General features: G+C 70.1%; 13 protein-coding genes. 5 read left to right on the top strand and 8 right to left on the bottom strand.

Features of this window, described 5'->3' with window-relative positions; all coding sequences use genetic code 11:
• Window positions 1-34 precede the first annotated feature (34 nt).
• The 5 genes from mmsA to iolC are packed head-to-tail and all read right to left on the bottom strand — an operon-like array spanning window position 35 to window position 6,373.
• Window positions 35-1,534 carry a CoA-acylating methylmalonate-semialdehyde dehydrogenase gene (gene mmsA / locus OHA03_RS19415; protein WP_267005085.1) on the bottom strand — a complete coding sequence of 500 codons (1,500 nt, stop codon included), beginning with the start codon at window positions 1,532-1,534 and terminating at the stop codon, window positions 35-37.
• Window positions 1,535-1,553: 19 nt separating this feature from the next.
• Window positions 1,554-3,464, bottom strand: a complete 1,911-nt coding sequence (iolD, locus tag OHA03_RS19410; protein ID WP_267005084.1) for a 3D-(3,5/4)-trihydroxycyclohexane-1,2-dione acylhydrolase (decyclizing) — start codon at window positions 3,462-3,464, stop codon at window positions 1,554-1,556.
• Window positions 3,461-4,405: a 5-deoxy-glucuronate isomerase gene (iolB, locus tag OHA03_RS19405; protein ID WP_267005083.1), complete on the bottom strand. Its 945-nt coding sequence runs from the start codon at window positions 4,403-4,405 to the stop codon at window positions 3,461-3,463. Before iolB ends, iolD begins: the two co-directional genes overlap by 4 nt.
• Window positions 4,406-4,436: 31 nt before the next feature.
• A complete protein-coding gene (locus tag OHA03_RS19400; RefSeq protein WP_267005082.1) occupies window positions 4,437-5,324 on the bottom strand; it encodes a deoxyribose-phosphate aldolase in 888 nt (295 codons plus the stop codon).
• The gene (iolC, locus tag OHA03_RS19395) at window positions 5,321-6,373 is read right to left on the bottom strand and encodes a 5-dehydro-2-deoxygluconokinase (protein WP_267005081.1); all 1,053 of its coding nucleotides are present in this window, start codon (window positions 6,371-6,373) and stop codon (window positions 5,321-5,323) included. Before iolC ends, OHA03_RS19400 begins: the two co-directional genes overlap by 4 nt.
• A gap of 134 nt (window positions 6,374-6,507) precedes the next feature.
• Between iolC and OHA03_RS19390 the strand changes: the two genes are divergently transcribed.
• The 3 genes from OHA03_RS19390 to OHA03_RS19380 all read left to right on the top strand — a co-directional run bounded on the left by OHA03_RS19390 (window position 6,508) and on the right by OHA03_RS19380 (window position 8,343).
• Window positions 6,508-7,458, top strand: coding sequence for a sugar phosphate isomerase/epimerase (locus OHA03_RS19390; RefSeq protein WP_267005080.1), 951 nt, complete (start codon window positions 6,508-6,510; stop codon window positions 7,456-7,458).
• 85 nt (window positions 7,459-7,543) lie between these two features.
• On the top strand, window positions 7,544-7,927 hold the full coding sequence (locus tag OHA03_RS19385; protein WP_267005079.1) for a peptidoglycan-binding protein: 384 nt from the start codon (window positions 7,544-7,546) through the stop codon (window positions 7,925-7,927).
• Window positions 7,928-8,145: 218 nt separating this feature from the next.
• Window positions 8,146-8,343, top strand: coding sequence for an AlpA family transcriptional regulator (locus OHA03_RS19380; protein ID WP_030935124.1), 198 nt, complete (start codon window positions 8,146-8,148; stop codon window positions 8,341-8,343).
• Between the two features lie 112 nt (window positions 8,344-8,455).
• Here the strand turns inward: OHA03_RS19380 and OHA03_RS19375 are convergent, their stop codons facing one another.
• A complete protein-coding gene (locus OHA03_RS19375) occupies window positions 8,456-9,502 on the bottom strand; it encodes a zinc-dependent alcohol dehydrogenase family protein (RefSeq protein ID WP_267008098.1) in 1,047 nt (348 codons plus the stop codon).
• A gap of 331 nt (window positions 9,503-9,833) precedes the next feature.
• On the opposite strand from OHA03_RS19375, the gene OHA03_RS19370 reads away from it, so the two are divergent.
• A complete protein-coding gene (locus OHA03_RS19370) occupies window positions 9,834-10,142 on the top strand; it encodes a heavy-metal-associated domain-containing protein (protein ID WP_267005078.1) in 309 nt (102 codons plus the stop codon).
• Window positions 10,143-10,289: 147 nt separating this feature from the next.
• Complete coding sequence (locus tag OHA03_RS19365) at window positions 10,290-12,749, top strand: cation-translocating P-type ATPase (protein ID WP_267005077.1); 2,460 nt, start codon at window positions 10,290-10,292, stop codon at window positions 12,747-12,749.
• Between the two features lie 528 nt (window positions 12,750-13,277).
• Here the strand turns inward: OHA03_RS19365 and OHA03_RS19360 are convergent.
• Window positions 13,278-14,567, bottom strand: coding sequence for a citrate synthase (locus OHA03_RS19360; RefSeq protein ID WP_030935925.1), 1,290 nt, complete (start codon window positions 14,565-14,567; stop codon window positions 13,278-13,280).
• Between the two features lie 129 nt (window positions 14,568-14,696).
• A complete protein-coding gene (locus OHA03_RS19355) occupies window positions 14,697-16,997 on the bottom strand; it encodes an ATP-dependent RecD-like DNA helicase (protein WP_267005076.1) in 2,301 nt (766 codons plus the stop codon).
• Between the last annotated feature and the right edge of the window lie 53 nt (window positions 16,998-17,050).

Raw genomic sequence — 17,050 nt, 5'->3', positions numbered from 1 at the left:
GTGCGGCCGGGGGCCCGGTGCGGGTGGGGTGGGATCAGTGGTTGCGGGGGAAGCCGAGGTCCACACCGGCGGGGGCGTCGGCCGGGTCCGGCCAGCGGGTGGTGACGACCTTGCCGCGGGTGTAGAAGTGCACGCCGTCGTTGCCGTAGATGTGGTGGTCGCCGAAGAGCGAGTCCTTCCAGCCACCGAAGGAGTGGTAGCCCACCGGCACCGGGATCGGCACGTTGACGCCGACCATGCCGGCCTCGATCTCCAGCTGGAAGCGGCGGGCGGCGCCGCCGTCGCGGGTGAAGATCGCGGTGCCGTTGCCGAACGGCGAGGCGTTCATGAGGGCGACGCCCTCCTCGTACGTCTCTGCGCGCAGGACGCACAGCACCGGGCCGAAGATCTCGTCCTTGTAGGCGTCCGAGTCGGTGGACACGTGGTCGAGGAGGGAGAGGCCGATCCAGTGGCCGTCCTCGAACCCTTCGACGGTGTAGCCGGTGCCGTCGAGGACGACGTCGGCGCCCTGGGCGGCCGCGCCCGTGACGTACGAGGCGACCTTGTCGCGGTGGGCCGCGGTGATCAGCGGGCCCATCTCGGACGCCGGGTCGTTGCCGGGACCGATCTTGATCTTCTCGGCGCGCTCCTTGATCCTGGCGACGAGCTCGTCACCGATCGCGCCCACCGCGACGACCGCGGAGATGGCCATGCAGCGCTCACCGGCGGAGCCGTACGCGGCGGATACCGCGGCGTCGGCGGCGGCGTCGAGGTCCGCGTCCGGCAGGACCAGCATGTGGTTCTTCGCACCGCCGAGCGCCTGGACGCGCTTGCCGTTGGCGGAGGCGGTGGTGTGGATGTAGCGGGCGATCGGGGTGGAGCCGACGAAGGAGACCGCGGCGACGTCCGGGTGGTTCAGCAGTCCGTCGACGGCGACCTTGTCGCCGTGCAGCACGTTCAGCACGCCGTCCGGCAGTCCGGCCTCGGCGGCCAGCTCGGCCAGCAGGTTGGCGGCCGACGGGTCCTTCTCGCTCGGCTTCAGCACGAACGTGTTGCCGCAGGCGATGGCCAGCGGGAACATCCACATCGGCACCATCGCCGGGAAGTTGAACGGCGTGATGCCCGCGACGACACCGAGCGACTGGCGGATCGAGGAGACGTCGACCCGGCTGGAGACCTGGGTGGACAGCTCGCCCTTGAGCTGGGTGGTGATGCCGCAGGCCAGCTCGACGATCTCCAGACCGCGGGCGACCTCACCGAGCGCGTCGGAGTGCACCTTGCCGTGCTCGGCGGTGATCAGCGCGGCGATGTCGTCACGGCGCGCGTCGAGCAGTGCCCGGTAGCGGAACAGGACGGCGGTGCGGGCGGCCAGCGAGGACGTGCCCCACGTCGCGTACGCGTCCTTCGCGGCGGCGACCGCGGCGTCGACCTCTTCGAGGGAGGCGAGTGCGACCTGGGTGGTGACGGCGCCGGTGGCCGGGTCGGTGACCGGGCCGTAGTTGCCCGACGTGCCCTCGACGGTCTTGCCACCGATCCAGTGGTTGACGGTCTTCATTACGTACTCCTTCAGGCCTTCAGAGGTGGCGGCGTCGGGCTGCGACTTGCCGGTCGTAGTCTTCCCGGGCTTTGACCGCCGACGGGCGGGTGGCCGTTTCGGCTACAGGAACATCCCACCACGCCTGCGCCGGAGGGGGGCCCGACACTGTGTCTGCCGTTTCGGTCTCGACGTAGACACAAGTGGGGCGGTCCGAGGTCCGCGCAGCGGTGAGGGCTTCACGCAGGTCACGCACGGTCTTGGCGCGCAGCACCCGCATGCCGAGAGAGCCCGCGTTGGCCGCGAGATCGACGGGCAGCGGGGGGCCGGTGAAGCTGCCGTCGGTGGCGCGCTGCCGGTACGCGGTACCGAAGCGTTCGGCGCCGACCGACTCGGAGAGTCCGCCGATCGAGGCGTAGCCGTGGTTCTGCAGGACGACGACCTTGACCGGCAGGTTCTCCTGCACGGCGGTGACGATCTCGGTGGGGTTCATGAGGTAGGTGCCGTCGCCGACGAGCGCCCAGACGGGCCGGCCGGGGGCGGCCAGCTGTACGCCGATCGCGGCCGGGATCTCGTATCCCATGCAGGAGTAGCCGTACTCGACGTGGTACTGGCTGCGGGAGCGGGTCCGCCACAGCTGGTGCAGGTCGCCGGGGAGCGAGCCCGCCGCGTTGATCAGGATGTCGTCGTCGTCGACCAGGGTGTCGAGCAGACCGAGGACCTGGGCCTGGGTGGGCCGCGCAGCCGGGTCGTCCGCGGCGAACGCCGTGTCGACGCGCTGCTCCCAGCGCTCCTTGGCGTCGGTGTACTCGGTCTCGTAGGCCGGGTCGACGCGGTAGTTGCGCCGGTTCAGGGCCTCGGTCAGCGCTTCGAGGGCGGTGCGGGCATCGGCGACGAGCGGCAGCGCGGCGAGCTTGTGGGCGTCGAAGCCGGTGATGTTGAGGTTGAGGAAGCGGACCGCCGGGTTCGAGAAGAGGGTGGCGGAGGCGGTGGTGAAGTCGGAGTAGCGGGTGCCGATGCCGATGATCAGGTCGGCGGTACGGGCCAGTTCGTCGGCGGTCGCGGTGCCGGTGTGGCCGATGCCGCCGACGTCGGCGGGGTGGTCGTGGCGCAGCGAACCCTTGCCGGACTGGGTGGAGGCGACGGGGATCCGGGTGGCGGCGGCCAGTGCGGCGAGGGTCTCCTCTGCCGCGCTGTGATGGACCCCGCCGCCTGCGACGATCAGCGGCCGGCGGGCGGTGCGCACGGCCCGTACCGCCCGTTCCAGTTCGTGGGCGTCGGGTGCGGGGCGGCGTACGTGCCAGATGCGCTCGGCGAAGAACTCCTCCGGCCAGTCGTACGCCTCCGCCTGCACGTCCTGCGGCAGCGCGAGTGTGACGGCGCCGGTCTCCGCCGGGTCGGCGAGGGTCCGCATGGCCTGGAGCGCGGCCGGGACGAGCGCTTCGGGGCGGGTGATCCGATCGAAGTAGCGGGAGACGGGGCGCAGGCAGTCGTTGACGGAGAGGTCGCCCGCGGACGGGACTTCGAGCTGCTGGAGCACGGGGTCGGCGGGGCGGGTCGCGAAGATGTCGCCGGGGAGGAGGAGGACGGGGAGGTGGTTGATGGTCGCGAGGGCGGCGCCGGTGACGAGGTTGGTGGCGCCGGGACCGATGGAGGTGGTGACGGCGTGCGCGGAGAGGCGGCCGGACTGGCGGGCGTAGCCGACGGCGGCGTGCACCATGGACTGCTCGTTGCGGCCCTGGAGGTAGGGCATGGCGGGCCGGGCGGATACGGACCCGGGCGCGGCGGCCCCCGTCTCCAGGAGCGCCTGGCCGATTCCGGCGACGTTGCCGTGGCCGAAGATGCCCCAGGTGGCGCTGATCAGACGCTGTCGCCGGCCGTCGCGCTCGGTGTACTGGCGGGCGAGGAAGGACACCAGGGCCTGGGCGGTGGTGAGCCTGCGGGTGCTCATCGAGGTGCCTCCTGACCGGAGAGTCCGGACGTTCCGGAGAGTCCGTGGAGCGGCAGCCGGGGGTCGACCGGCTGGGCGGGCCAGGTGTCGCGGATCCAGCCGTGGTCGGGGTGGTCGCTGATCAGCCACTCCCGCTGCTCTCCCGGACCTGCCATCACATTGAGGTAGTACAGGGTGTGGCCGGGAGCGGCGATGGACGGGCCGTGCCAGCCGTCGGGGATCAGCACGGCGTCGCCGCTGCGGACTTCGGCGAGGACGTCCGTACCGCCGGGCCGGGACGGGGACACGCGGTGGTAGCCGAGGCCGGGCCTGCCCCGGTTCTCCTCGATCTCGAAGTAGTAGATCTCTTCGAGGACGGACTCGGCGCCGGGGCGGTACTCGTCGTGCTTGTGCGGCGGGTACGAGGACCAGTTGCCGCCGGGGGTGAGGACCTCGACGGCGATCAGCCGGTCGCAGTCGAATGTGTCGGCAGCGGCGAAGTTGTTGACCTGGCGCGAGCAGTTCCCGGCGCCGCGCAGCTCGACGGGTACCTCCGGCGCGGGGCCGTAGCGAGCGGGGAGTCGTCGCTCGCACTTCGCTCCTGCCAGGGCGAAGCGGCCTCCGGCGCCGGAGGAGATCTGGGCATGGGCGTCACGCGGTACGTACACGAAGTCGGAGACCCCGCTGAACACGCTTTCCCGGCCCAGCAGTTCAAAGATCTCACCTGAGGTGTGCACCGTACAGCCACCGGTCAACGGCAGGATGATCCATTCACTCTCCCCGGTGGCCAGCGTGTGAACACCGCCTGGCCGCAGCTCCACCACGCGCAGGCTCGACCGGTCCCAACCGGCCCGCTTCGGGTCGATGTCCAGGGCATACGGTCCGTCGGCCGTGCTGCCGGCGGGCAGATGCCGCTCGTACGACGGCCGGTCGCGTACGCGTTCGTCGTTGTCCGTAGTCATGCCCTCTCCCATACCCGTCCCTGCCCTCCCGCTACAGCAGCGCCACGGCTGTGTCGACAGCTCCGGCCACATCGCCGTCGACCGGATAGAGCAACGACCGCCCGACCACCAGCCCTTGGACGGTGGGGAGTCGGAGTGCCCTGCGCCATTTCTCGTACGCACCCTCCTGGTCACCGCCCACCTCGCCGCCCAGCAGCACGGCAGGCAGCGTCGATGTCTCCATCACGCGCGCCATGTCGTCGGGGTTCTCGGTGACGGGGACCTTGAGCCAGGTGTACGCGGAGGTGCCGGCCAGTCCCGAGGCGATGGCGATCGACGTGGTCACCGCCGCCGCACCGAGATAGTTGCGGACCTTGCCGTCGACACGGCGGCAGAGGAACGGCTCGACGAAGACCGGCAGCCGGTGCGCGGCCATGGCGTCGATCGCGCGGGCGGTGGCATGCATCGTGTCGAGGGAACCGGGGTCGTCGTAGTCGATACGGAGCAGCAGCTTGCCCGCGTCGAAGCCGAGCCGGGCGAGGTCGTCGGGGCGGTGGCCGGTGAAGCGGTCGTCGAGTTCGAAGGAGGCGCCCGCGAGTCCGCCGCGGTTCATCGAGCCGACGACGACCTTGTTCTCCAACGCGCCGAGAAGCAGTAGGTCGTCGAGGATGTCGGCGGTGGCGAGGACGCCGTCGACGCCGGGGCGGGAGAGGGCGAGACAGAGCCGCTCCAGGAGCTCGAACCGGTTGGCCATGGCCAGTTCGCGCTCCCCGACGGCGAAGGAGCCGCGGGCCGGGTGGTCCGCCGCGATGATCATCAGGCGGCCGCTGTCGCCGACGAGGGGGCGCCTTCGGCGCCGGGCGGCGGCCTCGGTGACGGCCTCCGGGTGGCGCACGCGCAGCCGGACGAGGTCGGAGACGGAGGAGGCCGCGGGCGTCATGAGCCCGCTCCGGGTGCACCGGCGGTGACGGCGCCCCGCACGAGTGCCTCTTCCACCTCGTACGGGAACGGCATGGCCGGCGAACAGGCGAGCCGGGACGCGACGATGGCACCGGCGGCGTTGGCGTACCGCATGACGCGCTCGGTCTCCCAGCCGGCGAGCAGCCCGTGACAGAGCGCACCGCCGAACGCGTCTCCGGCGCCGAGACCGTTGACGACCTCGACGGGCAGGGGCGGGACGTCGGCGACGGTGCCGTCGCGGTGGACGGCGAGGACGCCCTTGGGGCCCTGCTTGACGACGGCGAGCTCGACCCCGGCGGCGAGCAGGGCGCGGGCGGCCGTGTACGGCTCGCGCTCCCCGGTGGCGATCTCGCACTCGTCGAGATTGCCGACGGCAACGGTGGCGTGCGCAAGGGCCTCGCGGTAGCGGGCGGAGGCGGTGGGGTGGACGGGGTGGTCCGCGCCGGGGTGGCCGGGGTCGTCGGTCCAGAACATCGGGCGCCAGTCCAGGTCGAAGACCGTGAGCGGTCCGGGGTCGTGTCCCTGCCCGCCGCGGGACCGCTCCCGGGCCTCGCTCCGGGCGCGCAGCGCCACCAGTGTGGCCGTGCGGCTCGGTTCCGCGCACAGGCCGGTGCCCGTCATCCAGAAGACCCGGGCCGCGCGGATCGCGTCGAGGTCGAGTTCCGCTTCGTGGATCTCCAGGTCGGGCGCCTTGGGCTGCCGGTAGAAGTAGAGCGGGAAGTCGTCCGGCGGGAAGATCTCACAGAAGGTCAGCGGGGTCGGATACGCGTCGACGGACGTCACCCACCGGTCGTCCACCCCGAACTCCCGCAGCTGCTGGTGGAGATAGTCCCCGAACGCGTCCCGGCCGGTGCGCGTCACCACCGCCGTCCGTCTGCCGAGCCGGGCCGCCGCGACGGCCACATTGGTCGGTGAGCCGCCGAGAAACTTTCCGAATGTGTCGACCTGAGCCAGCGGCAGACCGGTCTGGAGCGGGTAGAGATCCACCCCGATCCGCCCCATGGTGATCACGTCGTACATCTCAGGCATACGCATCCCTTCGACCGGCGACCGGAGCGGCTGCCCCCAGGTCTAGCCCTCTCTCCGGAACCCTGTCAACATTTTGTCCGGACATAAGGACGAAGCCTTGACACCCGTCTTCCGAGGCCGGGAGTGTGGGCGATATGACCTCCTCAGCATCTGCTCCGGCCCGCATCCGTATCGGCTCGGCACCCGACTCCTGGGGGGTCTGGTTCCCCGACGATCCGCAGCAGGTGCCGTGGCACCGCTTCCTCGACGAGGTCTCCGAGGCCGGTTACGAGTGGATCGAGCTGGGCCCCTACGGCTATCTCCCGACCGACCCGGCCCGCCTGGCGGACGAGACCCGACGCCGCGGTCTCACCGTCTCGGCGGGCACCGTGTTCACCGGATTGCACCATGGACCGGACGTCTGGGACCGGACCTGGGCGCATGTCGCCGACATCGCGACGCTCACCCGGGCGATGGGCGCCGAGCATCTGGTGGTCATCCCGTCGTTCTGGCGCGACGACAAGACCGGTGAGGTTCTGGAGGACCGCACGCTCACCGCGGAGCAGTGGCGCGACCTCACCACCCAGACGGAGCGGCTGGGCCGCGAGGTGCGGGACCGGTACGGGCTGCGCATCGTCGTCCACCCTCATGCGGACACCCATGTCGACAGCGAGGAGAACGTCGGCCGGTTCCTCGACGCCACCGACCCGGACCTGGTCTCACTCTGTCTCGACACCGGTCACTACGCCTACTGCGGCGGGGACAGCGTCAAGCTGATCGAGACCTTCGGCGAGCGGATCGGCTATCTGCATCTCAAGCAGGTCGACCCGGAGATCCTGGCCCAAGTCGTGGCGGACGAGGTGCCGTTCGGGCCCGCCGTGGCGCGTGGGGTGATGTGCGAACCGCCGAACGGCGTGCCCGCCCTGGGGCCCGTGCTCGACGCCGCCCGCCGGCTGGACGTCGATCTGTTCGCGATCGTCGAGCAGGACATGTATCCGTGCCCGCCCGAAAAGCCCCTGCCGATCGCCCGCCGCACCCGGGACTTCCTCCGCTCGTGCGGCACCCCGGTGCGGGCCCCCGACACGCCGAACCGCCCGGGGAAGTGACGTGGGGGCGGATTGCGGTGTTGTTCTCGGCGAGAAGAGGGTGCGGCCCCACCGCACCCCTCGACCGAACAAGGAGCAACCCACCGTGGTCCGAAAAGCGTTCCGCACCCCCAGGACTGCCGGGGCCTCGGCCCTGGCCGCACTCGCCCTGGCCGCCACCCTCGTCGCAGCCCCGGCCGCCTCGGCCACCGACCACGAACCGGCACCGCCGCTCGCACCGCCCGGCGCCGGCGCCGTCTGCGCGTTCTACTTCGGCAACGAGCCGACCTTCTACGGCGATCAGGGCGACCGGGTCTCGGAGGTGCAGTGCCTGCTGGCCAACCGCCGCTATCTGCCGTGGAGTGAGGTCAACGGCACCTTCGGACCGCCGACCCTCGCGGCTGTCCAACGCTTCCAGGCGGACCACCCGCCGCTCATTCCGAGCGGCCTGGTCGGATCGCGGACCTGGTCGGCACTCTGGAACGCTTAGCCGAATTCGGCCCCAATGCACGCCTTCTGTCACAGAGATCACCCCCTCGTCACACATGTCTCCGTTACGCGGGTCTTCCGTCACAGGCGCTCGACAGCCCCTCTCCGCCGCTCACTCCGCGTCGTTCACCGAACACAGGCCGAGTGATCGTCGGCGTGCGCACCGCGGCTCCCCCGACGGCCCCCCGGCTGCCGCTGCGGTGCAGAGAGGTGTCACTTATGACGGACAGAAGGCTCTGGTCCTACAAGGACATTGCGGCGCACATCCGGGTGCAGCCGGACACCGTCCGCTCGTACCGCAAACACGGGCTGCTTCCCGCGCCGGACCATGTGGAGGGCGGTAAGCCCTACTGGTACGCGGACACCGTCCGCGCCTGGGTCGCGTCGCGCCCGGGCAACCGGGGCCGCAGGGACTGACACCTCGTCCCTTTCAGCCCCGTTTCCGTTCCGGCCCCGTCCGGCGATCGGCCTCCGGAATCCGCCGACGCCGTACGGGGCCTCCGTCTTCGCCGGGCCCGGGCGAGCGCGGCTACTTCGCCGGTTCGATGATCGTCACTCCTGCCCCGGGGGCCGTTCCCATCGCGGCGAGCGCCGCCGGGGCCGCGTCCAACGCGATGGTGGAGGTCACCAGCAGGTCCGGGCGCAGGATGCCGGCCCGCACCATGTCCATCATCGGCGGGTAGTCGTGCGCGGCCATTCCATGGCTGCCGAGGATCTCAAGCTCCAGGCCTGTCACCCGCGACATCGGGACGACGGGGTCACCGGCCGCCGTGGGCAGCAGACCCACCTGCACATGACGGCCCTGCCACCGCAGGCTCCGGACCGAGGCGGCGCAGGTGACCGGGGAGCCCAGCGCGTCGAGCGACAGATGGGCACCGCCACCCGTCAGTTCGCGCACCGCTTCGCCCGCGCCGCCCGGATGGGCGGAGGCGTCCACGCACTCCACCGCTCCGAACGTCCGCGCCAGTTCGAGCGCGCGAGCCGAGACGTCGACGGCGACCACCCGTGCCCCGCAGGCCACCGCGATCATGACGGCCGACAGCCCGACCCCGCCGCAGCCGTGCACCGCGACCCACTCACCCGGCCCCACCCTCCCCTGACCGACGACGGCCCGGAAAGCCGTGGCGAACCGGCAGCCGAGACCCGCCGCCGTCGCGAACGACAGCTCTTCGGGCACGGCCACCAGATTGACGTCGGCCTGTTCCAGCGCCACGTACTGGGCGAACGAACCCCAGTGGGTGAAACCGGGCTGGGTCTGCCGCTCGCAGACCTGCTGGGCCCCGGCCGCGCAGGCGGCGCAGCGGCCGCAGGCGCAGACAAAGGGAACGGTGACGCGGTCGCCCGGCCGCCAGTTGACGACTGCGCTCCCGACCGCCTCGACCACACCGGCGAGTTCATGACCGGGCACATGCGGCAGGGTGATGTCCGGGTCGTGACCCATCCAGCCGTGCCAGTCGCTGCGGCACAGCCCGGTCGCCTCGACGCGGACCACGACACCCTGGTCGGAGGGGGCGGGATCCGGCACGTCCCGTACCCCGGCGATCTTCCCGAACTCCTCGAACACCACAGCCCGCATCGGCCCCGCCTCTCGTTCCGCCCACCCGGCCATCGCCCGGCCATCCATCGGACCGCCCACCGGGCCGGCCATCAGGCCGGCCATCAGGCCGGCCATCAGGCCGCCGAATCTACGCCCCGGTGGTGATCTTGTGGCGCGCCCGTCGCGTCGAATCCGGTCGGCGATGCCGCCGGCCGGATTCCGCCGGATGGCCGACAACACTCGTCCGAAAGCGCACCCCTCCTCGCATTCATACCCCCTAGGGGTATAAAGTATGAGTGTTGGGGCGCACCAGCATTCCCGGGAGCCCCTGGCGTCACACCGAGACGTACGCGTCGAAGAGGAGAACACCATGACCGCCGAGATCCAGCTCACCCAGGCCACCGGCTCCTGCTGCTCGCCGAACGGCTCCTGCCACGACGGCGCGGACACCGCGGCCACGACGGGCGGGGTCACCACCGTCTACCAGGTGACCGGCATGACCTGCGGGCACTGCGAAGGTGCCGTCTCCGAGGAGATCTCCGGCATCGAGGGCGTCACCTCGGTGAAGGCCGTGGCCGCCACCGGCCGGGTGACCGTGGTCTCCGAGTCGCCGCTGGCCGAGGACACCGTGCGCACCGCGGTCGACGAGGCGGGTTACGAGCTCGTCGGCCCGGCCTGAATACCGTCCCGGCCCACCTGAACACTCCTGCGCAGACCCGCGCAACCCCGCATCATTCGCACCACCCGCACCACCCTTTACCGCCGGGCCGGACCGACCAGCAGATACTGGCAGGAACGGCCCGGTCGGCATTTCAGGAGTTCGGACATGTACAGCGCAACAGAGGCCGAGGCCCCGACAGCCGCAAGTTCGGAGGCCGAGCTCGCGATCGGCGGGATGACCTGCGCCTCGTGCGCGGCCCGCATCGAGAAGAAGCTCAACCGGATGGACGGCGTCACCGCCACCGTCAACTACGCGACCGAGAAGGCCCGCGTCGAGTTCGGTGCCGGAACCCGGCTCGATGACGTGATCGCCACGGTCGAGAAGACCGGCTACACGGCGCAACCGCTGCAGCGGCCCACACCGACGCCGCCCACCTCGCCCGCCTCGGCTGTACCGCCACCCGCGACCGAGCGGGCGGCTCCGGCCCACGACACGAACCCCACCGAAAAGGCTGTCAGCGAGGCCGCAGGCACCGAGGACAAGGCGGACGCCACACCCCCCGCACGCCCCACAGGCACCGAGGACAAGGCGGACGCCACACCCCCCGCACGCCCCACAGACACTGCGGACGCCGCGGACACCGGCGCCGCCGACACCCTCGCCGCCCTGCGTCAGCGCCTCATCGTCTCGGCCGTGCTCGCCGCCCCCGTCGTCCTCCTGGCCATGGTCCCCGCCTTCCAGTTCGACAACTGGCAGTGGCTCTCCCTCACCCTCGCCGCCCCCGTGGTCGTATGGGGCGGCCTGCCCTTCCACCGCGCCAGCTGGACCAATCTCCGGCATGGCGCGGCCACCATGGACACCCTGGTCTCGATCGGCACCCTTGCCGCCTTCGGCTGGTCGCTCTGGGCGCTGTTCTTCGGCGACGCCGGCATGACCGGCATGCGGCACGGTTTCGACTTCACCGTCTCGCGGGCCGAGGGCTCCTCCACGATCTACCTGGAGGTCGCCGCCGGGGTCATCACCTTCATCCTGCTGGGCCGCTATCTGGAGGCGAAGTCCAAGCGGAAGGCCGGTTCCGCCCTCCGCGCGCTGATGCATCTCGGCGCCAAGGACGTCTCCGTCCTCCGGGGCGGCACGGAGGTGCGTATCCCTGTCGACCGGCTGACCGTCGGCGACCGTTTCGTCGTCCGTCCCGGCGAGAAGATCGCCACCGACGGCACCGTCACCGAGGGCGCCTCCGCGGTGGACGCGTCGATGCTCACCGGCGAGTCCGTCCCGGTCGATGTGAACGTCGGTGACGCCGTCACCGGTGCCACGCTCAACGCGGGCGGCCGTCTCGTCGTGCGCGCCACCCGGGTCGGCGCCGACACCCAGCTGGCACGGATGGCCAGGCTCGTGGAGGACGCGCAGAACGGCAAGGCGGCGGCCCAGCGCCTCGCCGACCGGATCTCGGCGGTCTTCGTCCCGGTCGTCCTGCTGATCGCGCTGGTCACCCTGGTCGTCTGGCTGCTACTCACGGACGACGTCACGGCCGCGTTCACCGCCGCCGTCGCCGTACTGATCATCGCCTGCCCGTGCGCACTCGGCCTCGCCACACCCACCGCCCTCATGGTCGGCACGGGGCGCGGCGCACAGCTCGGCATCCTGATCAAGGGGCCCGAGGTCCTGGAGACCACACGCCGCGTCGACACGATCGTCCTCGACAAGACCGGCACGGTCACAACCGGCCGGATGACACTGCTGGACGTCCACATGGCGGCGGACACCGCGGACGAGGCGCAGCTGCTGCGGCTGGCCGGCGCCCTGGAGCACGCCTCCGAACACCCCATCGCCCAGGCGGTCGCCGCCGGCGCCCGCGAGCGGACCGGGGCCGCCCTGCCCGTCCCCGAGGACTTCGCCAACGTCCCGGGGCTCGGGGTGCGCGGCACCGTCGACGGACATCAGGTCCTCGTCGGGCGCCCGAAGCTGCTCACCGACGCCGGAATCGGCGTCCCCGAGGCGCTGTCCGCCGCCCTCGCGGACGCGGCGGCCCGTGGTCGTACGGCCATCGCCGTCGCCTGGGACGGTGAGGCGCGCGGCGTCCTCGGGGTCGCCGACGCGATCAAGGACTCCAGCGCGGCAGCAGTGGCCGACCTGCGTGCTCTCGGCCTGCGGCCGGTGCTGCTGACCGGTGACAACCGGGCCGTGGCGGACACCGTGGCCCGTGCCGTCTCCATCGACGAGGTCTACGCCGAGGTGCTGCCCGAGGACAAGGTGAACGTCATCGAGCGGCTGCAGGCCGAGGGCCGCTCGGTCGCGATGGTCGGCGACGGCGTCAACGACGCTGCCGCCCTCGCCACGGCGGATCTCGGGCTGGCGATGGGTACCGGCACGGACGCCGCGATCGAGGCGAGCGACCTCACCCTCGTTCGTGGAGATCTGAAGGTGGCTGCCGATGCCATCCGGCTGTCCCGGCGGACGCTGGCCACCATCAAGGGCAACCTCTTCTGGGCCTTCGGCTACAACGTACTCGCCCTGCCCCTTGCGGCATTTGGCCTGCTCAACCCTATGATTGCGGGAGCGGCGATGGCGTTCTCATCGGTCTTCGTCGTGACGAACAGCCTGCGACTGCGCTCCTTCACATGATTTCCACAAAGAGATTTAGATCACATTGGTTTTGGGGTAACCATTCAGCAGGTTCGAGAGTCTTAGAGTGCGATGCCAAGGATGTCTTGGGGGACGTCCGGCGAAGCGTCTTGGGGGATGCTTCAGGCAAGCGTTGGCCGGGGCACGTGCACCGGGGAGCTTTGAGCGGCCCTCCCGTGCGTACGTACCCCGGCGGACCGCCATGAGGAACAGAGCGGTACAGCGCAGTGGTACGAGGAACACCCAGGAGCTTCGGCTCCCACAGACGCCCGGCCGGATCCCGTGGGGGGAATCCGCTCCGGGATATGGGAAGCGCCTCGCTGTCGACCCGTGGGGGGATCGATGGCGGGGCGCTTCTCGCACTCTGTACGGATGCTCGCCGGACCACACCGGTACCTGGACAGGGCTCGCGGTTCCGGTCCGGGGCAAGCAAATCGCCCCGGACACCGCGCTCTGTGCGAAGCGCGGTACGCGGGGCGAAGGCAGCCGGCGCCGAGGCCGGGGTGGTGCTGGGGGGTGCTACGAAGCTCAGCGACCCTCGACCGGGACGAAGTCGCGCAGGACCTCACCGGTGTAGATCTGGCGCGGGCGGCCGATGCGGGAACCCGGCTCCTTGATCATCTCGTGCCACTGGGCGATCCAGCCGGGGAGTCGGCCGAGCGCGAAGAGCACGGTGAACATCTCGGTCGGGAAGCCCATGGCCCGGTAGATCAGACCGGTGTAGAAGTCCACGTTGGGGTAGAGGTTGCGCGAGACGAAGTACTCGTCGGAGAGCGCGTGCTCCTCCAGCTTGAGCGCGATGTCGAGCAGCTCGTCGGACTTGCCGAGCGCGGACAGCACGTCGTGGGCCGCGGCCTTGATGATCTTGGCGCGCGGGTCGAAGGACTTGTAGACGCGGTGGCCGAAGCCCATCAGCCGGACGCCGTCCTCCTTGTTCTTCACCTTGCGGATGAAGGAGTCGACATCGCCGCCGTTGGCCTGGATGCCCTCGAGCATCTCCAGCACCGACTGGTTGGCGCCACCGTGCAGCGGACCCCACAGTGCCGAGATGCCGGCGGAGATCGAGGCGAACATGTTCGCCTGCGAGGAACCGACCAGGCGCACGGTGGAGGTCGAACAGTTCTGCTCGTGGTCCGCGTGCAGGATGAGCAGCTTGTCGAGCGCGGAGACGACGACCGGGTCCAGCTCGTACTCCTGGGCGGGGACCGAGAAGGTCATGCGCAGGAAGTTCTCGACGTACCCGAGGTCGTTGCGCGGGTAGACGAAGGGGTGCCCGATCGACTTCTTGTACGCGTACGCGGCAATCGTCGGCAGCTTGGCCAGCAGACGGATCGTCGAGAGGTGACGCTGCTCCTCGTCGAACGGGTTGTGGCTGTCCTGGTAGAACGTGGACAGCGCGCTGACGACCGAGGACAGCATGGCCATCGGGTGGGCGTCGCGCGGGAAGCCGTCGAAGAACCGCTTGACGTCCTCGTGCAGCAGCGTGTGCTGGGTGATCTCGTTCTTGAAGGTCGACAGCTCGTCGACCTTCGGAAGCTCACCGTTGATGAGGGTGTACGCGACCTCGAGGAACGACGAGTGCTCGGCGAGCTGCTCGATGGGATAGCCGCGGTACCGCAGGATGCCCTGCTCACCGTCGAGATAGGTGATGGCGGATTTATATGCGGCGGTGTTGCCGTATCCGCTGTCCAGCGTCACCAGGCCGGTATTTGCACGGAGCTTCCCGATGTCGAAGCCCTTGTCGCCGACGGTGCTGTCGATCACCGGGTAGGTGTACTCGTCATCGCCGTACCGCAGTACTACAGAGTTGTCGCTCACGTCATCCCTCACCGACGTAGTGCCTCTTCTTCGAGGTTCCCTGACTGTCTCCACCCTCCCCCATTTGGCTCAGGAGAGTGCACTCGGGGTCGTCCATTGGACCTACTCACGGCACTCAGTGCCGCGAACTTACTCATCCTGCCCCCTTGACTCCGGTTCCGGAAGGCCTCCGTGATGTTTCCCACCGATTTGATCGATCATTTTTTCCGGGGATCCTCCGCCGGACCCTCCGCGCAACCGGTAATCCAGCGCCGTACAGCGTCTGCCTGCGGAAACTGTCCGGACCGCCTGTCCGATCGCCTGCCGTGAGCCGACCAGCACGACGAGCTTCTTGGCCCTCGTCACAGCCGTGTACAGCAGGTTTCGCTGGAGCATCATCCAGGCGCTCTTGGTGACGGGGACGACGACGGCCGGGTATTCGCTGCCCTGGGAACGGTGGATCGTCATGGCGTACGCGTGGGCCAGCTCGTCCAGCTCGTCGAAGTCGTACGGGATCTCCTCGTCCTCGTCCGTGAGGACCGTCAGTTTCTGCTCGTCCAGGTCGAGCGAAGTGACGACGCCCACCGTGCCGTTGAAGACGCCGTTCTCCCCCTTGTCATAGTTGTTTCTGATTTGAGTCACCTTGTCGCCGACACGGAAGACCCGGCCGCCGAACCGCTTCTCGGGCAGGTCGGGGCGGCCCGGGGTGATGACCTGTTGCAGCAGGCCGTTGAGGTGCCCGGCACCGGCCGGGCCGCGGTGCATGGGGGCGAGGACCTGCACGTCACGCCTGGGGTCGAGGCCGAATCTGGCCGGGATACGGCGGGCCGCGACGTCCACCGCGAGCACACCCGCCTCCTCCGTCTCGTCCTCGACGAAGAGGAAGAAGTCGTCGAGGCCCTGAGTGAGGGGCGGCACTCCGGAGTTGATCCGGTGCGCGTTGGTGACGACGCCGGACTTCTGGGCCTGGCGGAAGATCGTCGTCAGCCGGACCGCCGGAACGGGGCCGCCCTCGGCGAGCAGATCGCGCAGCACCTCCCCCGCGCCGACCGACGGCAACTGGTCGACGTCCCCGACGAGCAGCAGATGGGCACCGGGTGCCACGGCCTTCAGAAGTTTGTTGGCCAGCAGCAGATCGAGCATCGACGCCTCGTCGACGACGACCAGATCGGCGTCCAGCGGACGGTCCCGGTCGTACGCCGCGTCCCCGCCCGGCTTGAGCTCCAGCAGCCGGTGCACGGTGGACGCCTCGGCCCCGGTCAGCTCGGACAGCCGTTTCGCCGCCCGCCCGGTGGGCGCGGCCAGAACGACCTTGGCGCGTTTGGCACGGGCCAGCTCGACGATGGAGCGAACGGTGAACGACTTCCCGCAGCCGGGTCCGCCGGTCAGCACGGCCACTTTCCGGCTGAGCGCGAGCCGGACGGCGGCCTCCTGCTCGGGGGCGAGCGTCGCCCCTGTACGGCCCGCCAGCCATGTCAGCGCCTTGCCCCAGTCCACGTCCTGGAAGGCGGGCATCCGGTCCTCGGGCGTCCGCAGCAGCCGCTGCACCTGGGCGGCGAGGGCGACCTCGGCACGGTGAAACGGTACGAGGTAGATGGCGGTGATCGGCTCGCCGCCCTCGGGCGACGGCACCTTCTCCCGTACAACCCCCTCCGGATCCTCGGCCAGTTCCGCGAGGCACTCGATGACCAGCCCCGTATCGACCTGGAGCAGCTTGACCGCGTCGGCGATCAGCCGCTCCTCCGGGAGGAAACAGTGACCCTGGTCGGTGGATTGCGACAGCGCGTACTGCAGGCCGGCCTTGACCCGCTCCGGGCTGTCGTGCGGGATACCGACCGCCTGCGCGATCTTGTCGGCGGTGAGGAAGCCGATGCCCCAGACGTCTGCGGCCAGCCGGTAGGGCTGGTTCTTGACGACGGAGATCGACGCGTCCTCGTACTTCTTGTAGATACGGACGGCGATGGAGGTGGAGACGCCGACCCCCTGGAGGAAGACCATCACCTCCTTGATCGCCTTCTGTTCCTCCCAGGCGGCGGCGATCATCTTCGTCCGCTTCGGCCCGAGCCCGGGGACCTCGACGAGCCGCTTCGGCTGCTGCTCGATGATGTCGAGCGTGTCGACGCCGAAGTGGGTGGTGATCCGGTCGGCCATCACCGGGCCGATGCCCTTGATCAGTCCGGAGCCGAGATAGCGGCGGATGCCCTGGATCGTGGCGGGCAGCACGGTCGTGTAGTTCTCCACCGTGAACTGCTTGCCGTACTGGGAGTGCGACCCCCAGCGCCCCTCCATCCGCAGCGACTCCCCGACCTGCGCGCCGAGCAGCGAGCCGACGACGGTCAGCAGATCGTTGGCACCGCGCCCCGTGTCGACGCGGGCGACCGTGTACCCGTTCTCCTCGTTGGCGTAGGTGATCCGCTCCAGGACCCCTTCGAGGACGGCCATGTTGGACATGGACCGACGGTATCGGGCGCCACCGACACTCCACACGCGCAGTCACCGACTCC

This window comes from Streptomyces sp. NBC_00154, assembly GCF_026342835.1.
GTDB lineage: Bacteria > Actinomycetota > Actinomycetes > Streptomycetales > Streptomycetaceae > Streptomyces.
The sequence above is the reverse complement of the archived record's forward strand: the minus strand, read 5'-3'. Positions and strand labels throughout refer to the sequence as shown.

Bases quoted from the DNA above. Each gene is read 5' to 3' on its own strand.
- mmsA (WP_267005085.1), bottom strand. From the start codon at position 1,534: ATGAAGACCGTCAACCACTGGATCGGTGGCAAGACCGTCGAGGGCACG.
- iolD (WP_267005084.1), bottom strand. From the start codon at position 3,464: ATGAGCACCCGCAGGCTCACCACCGCCCAGGCCCTGGTGTCCTTCCTC.
- iolB (WP_267005083.1), bottom strand. From the start codon at position 4,405: ATGACTACGGACAACGACGAACGCGTACGCGACCGGCCGTCGTACGAG.
- OHA03_RS19400 (WP_267005082.1), bottom strand. From the start codon at position 5,324: ATGACGCCCGCGGCCTCCTCCGTCTCCGACCTCGTCCGGCTGCGCGTG.
- iolC (WP_267005081.1), bottom strand. From the start codon at position 6,373: ATGCCTGAGATGTACGACGTGATCACCATGGGGCGGATCGGGGTGGAT.
- OHA03_RS19390 (WP_267005080.1), top strand. From the start codon at position 6,508: ATGACCTCCTCAGCATCTGCTCCGGCCCGCATCCGTATCGGCTCGGCA.
- OHA03_RS19380 (WP_030935124.1), top strand. From the start codon at position 8,146: ATGACGGACAGAAGGCTCTGGTCCTACAAGGACATTGCGGCGCACATC.
- OHA03_RS19375 (WP_267008098.1), bottom strand. From the start codon at position 9,502: ATGCGGGCTGTGGTGTTCGAGGAGTTCGGGAAGATCGCCGGGGTACGG.
- OHA03_RS19370 (WP_267005078.1), top strand. From the start codon at position 9,834: ATGACCGCCGAGATCCAGCTCACCCAGGCCACCGGCTCCTGCTGCTCG.
- OHA03_RS19365 (WP_267005077.1), top strand. From the start codon at position 10,290: ATGTACAGCGCAACAGAGGCCGAGGCCCCGACAGCCGCAAGTTCGGAG.
- OHA03_RS19355 (WP_267005076.1), bottom strand. From the start codon at position 16,997: ATGTCCAACATGGCCGTCCTCGAAGGGGTCCTGGAGCGGATCACCTAC.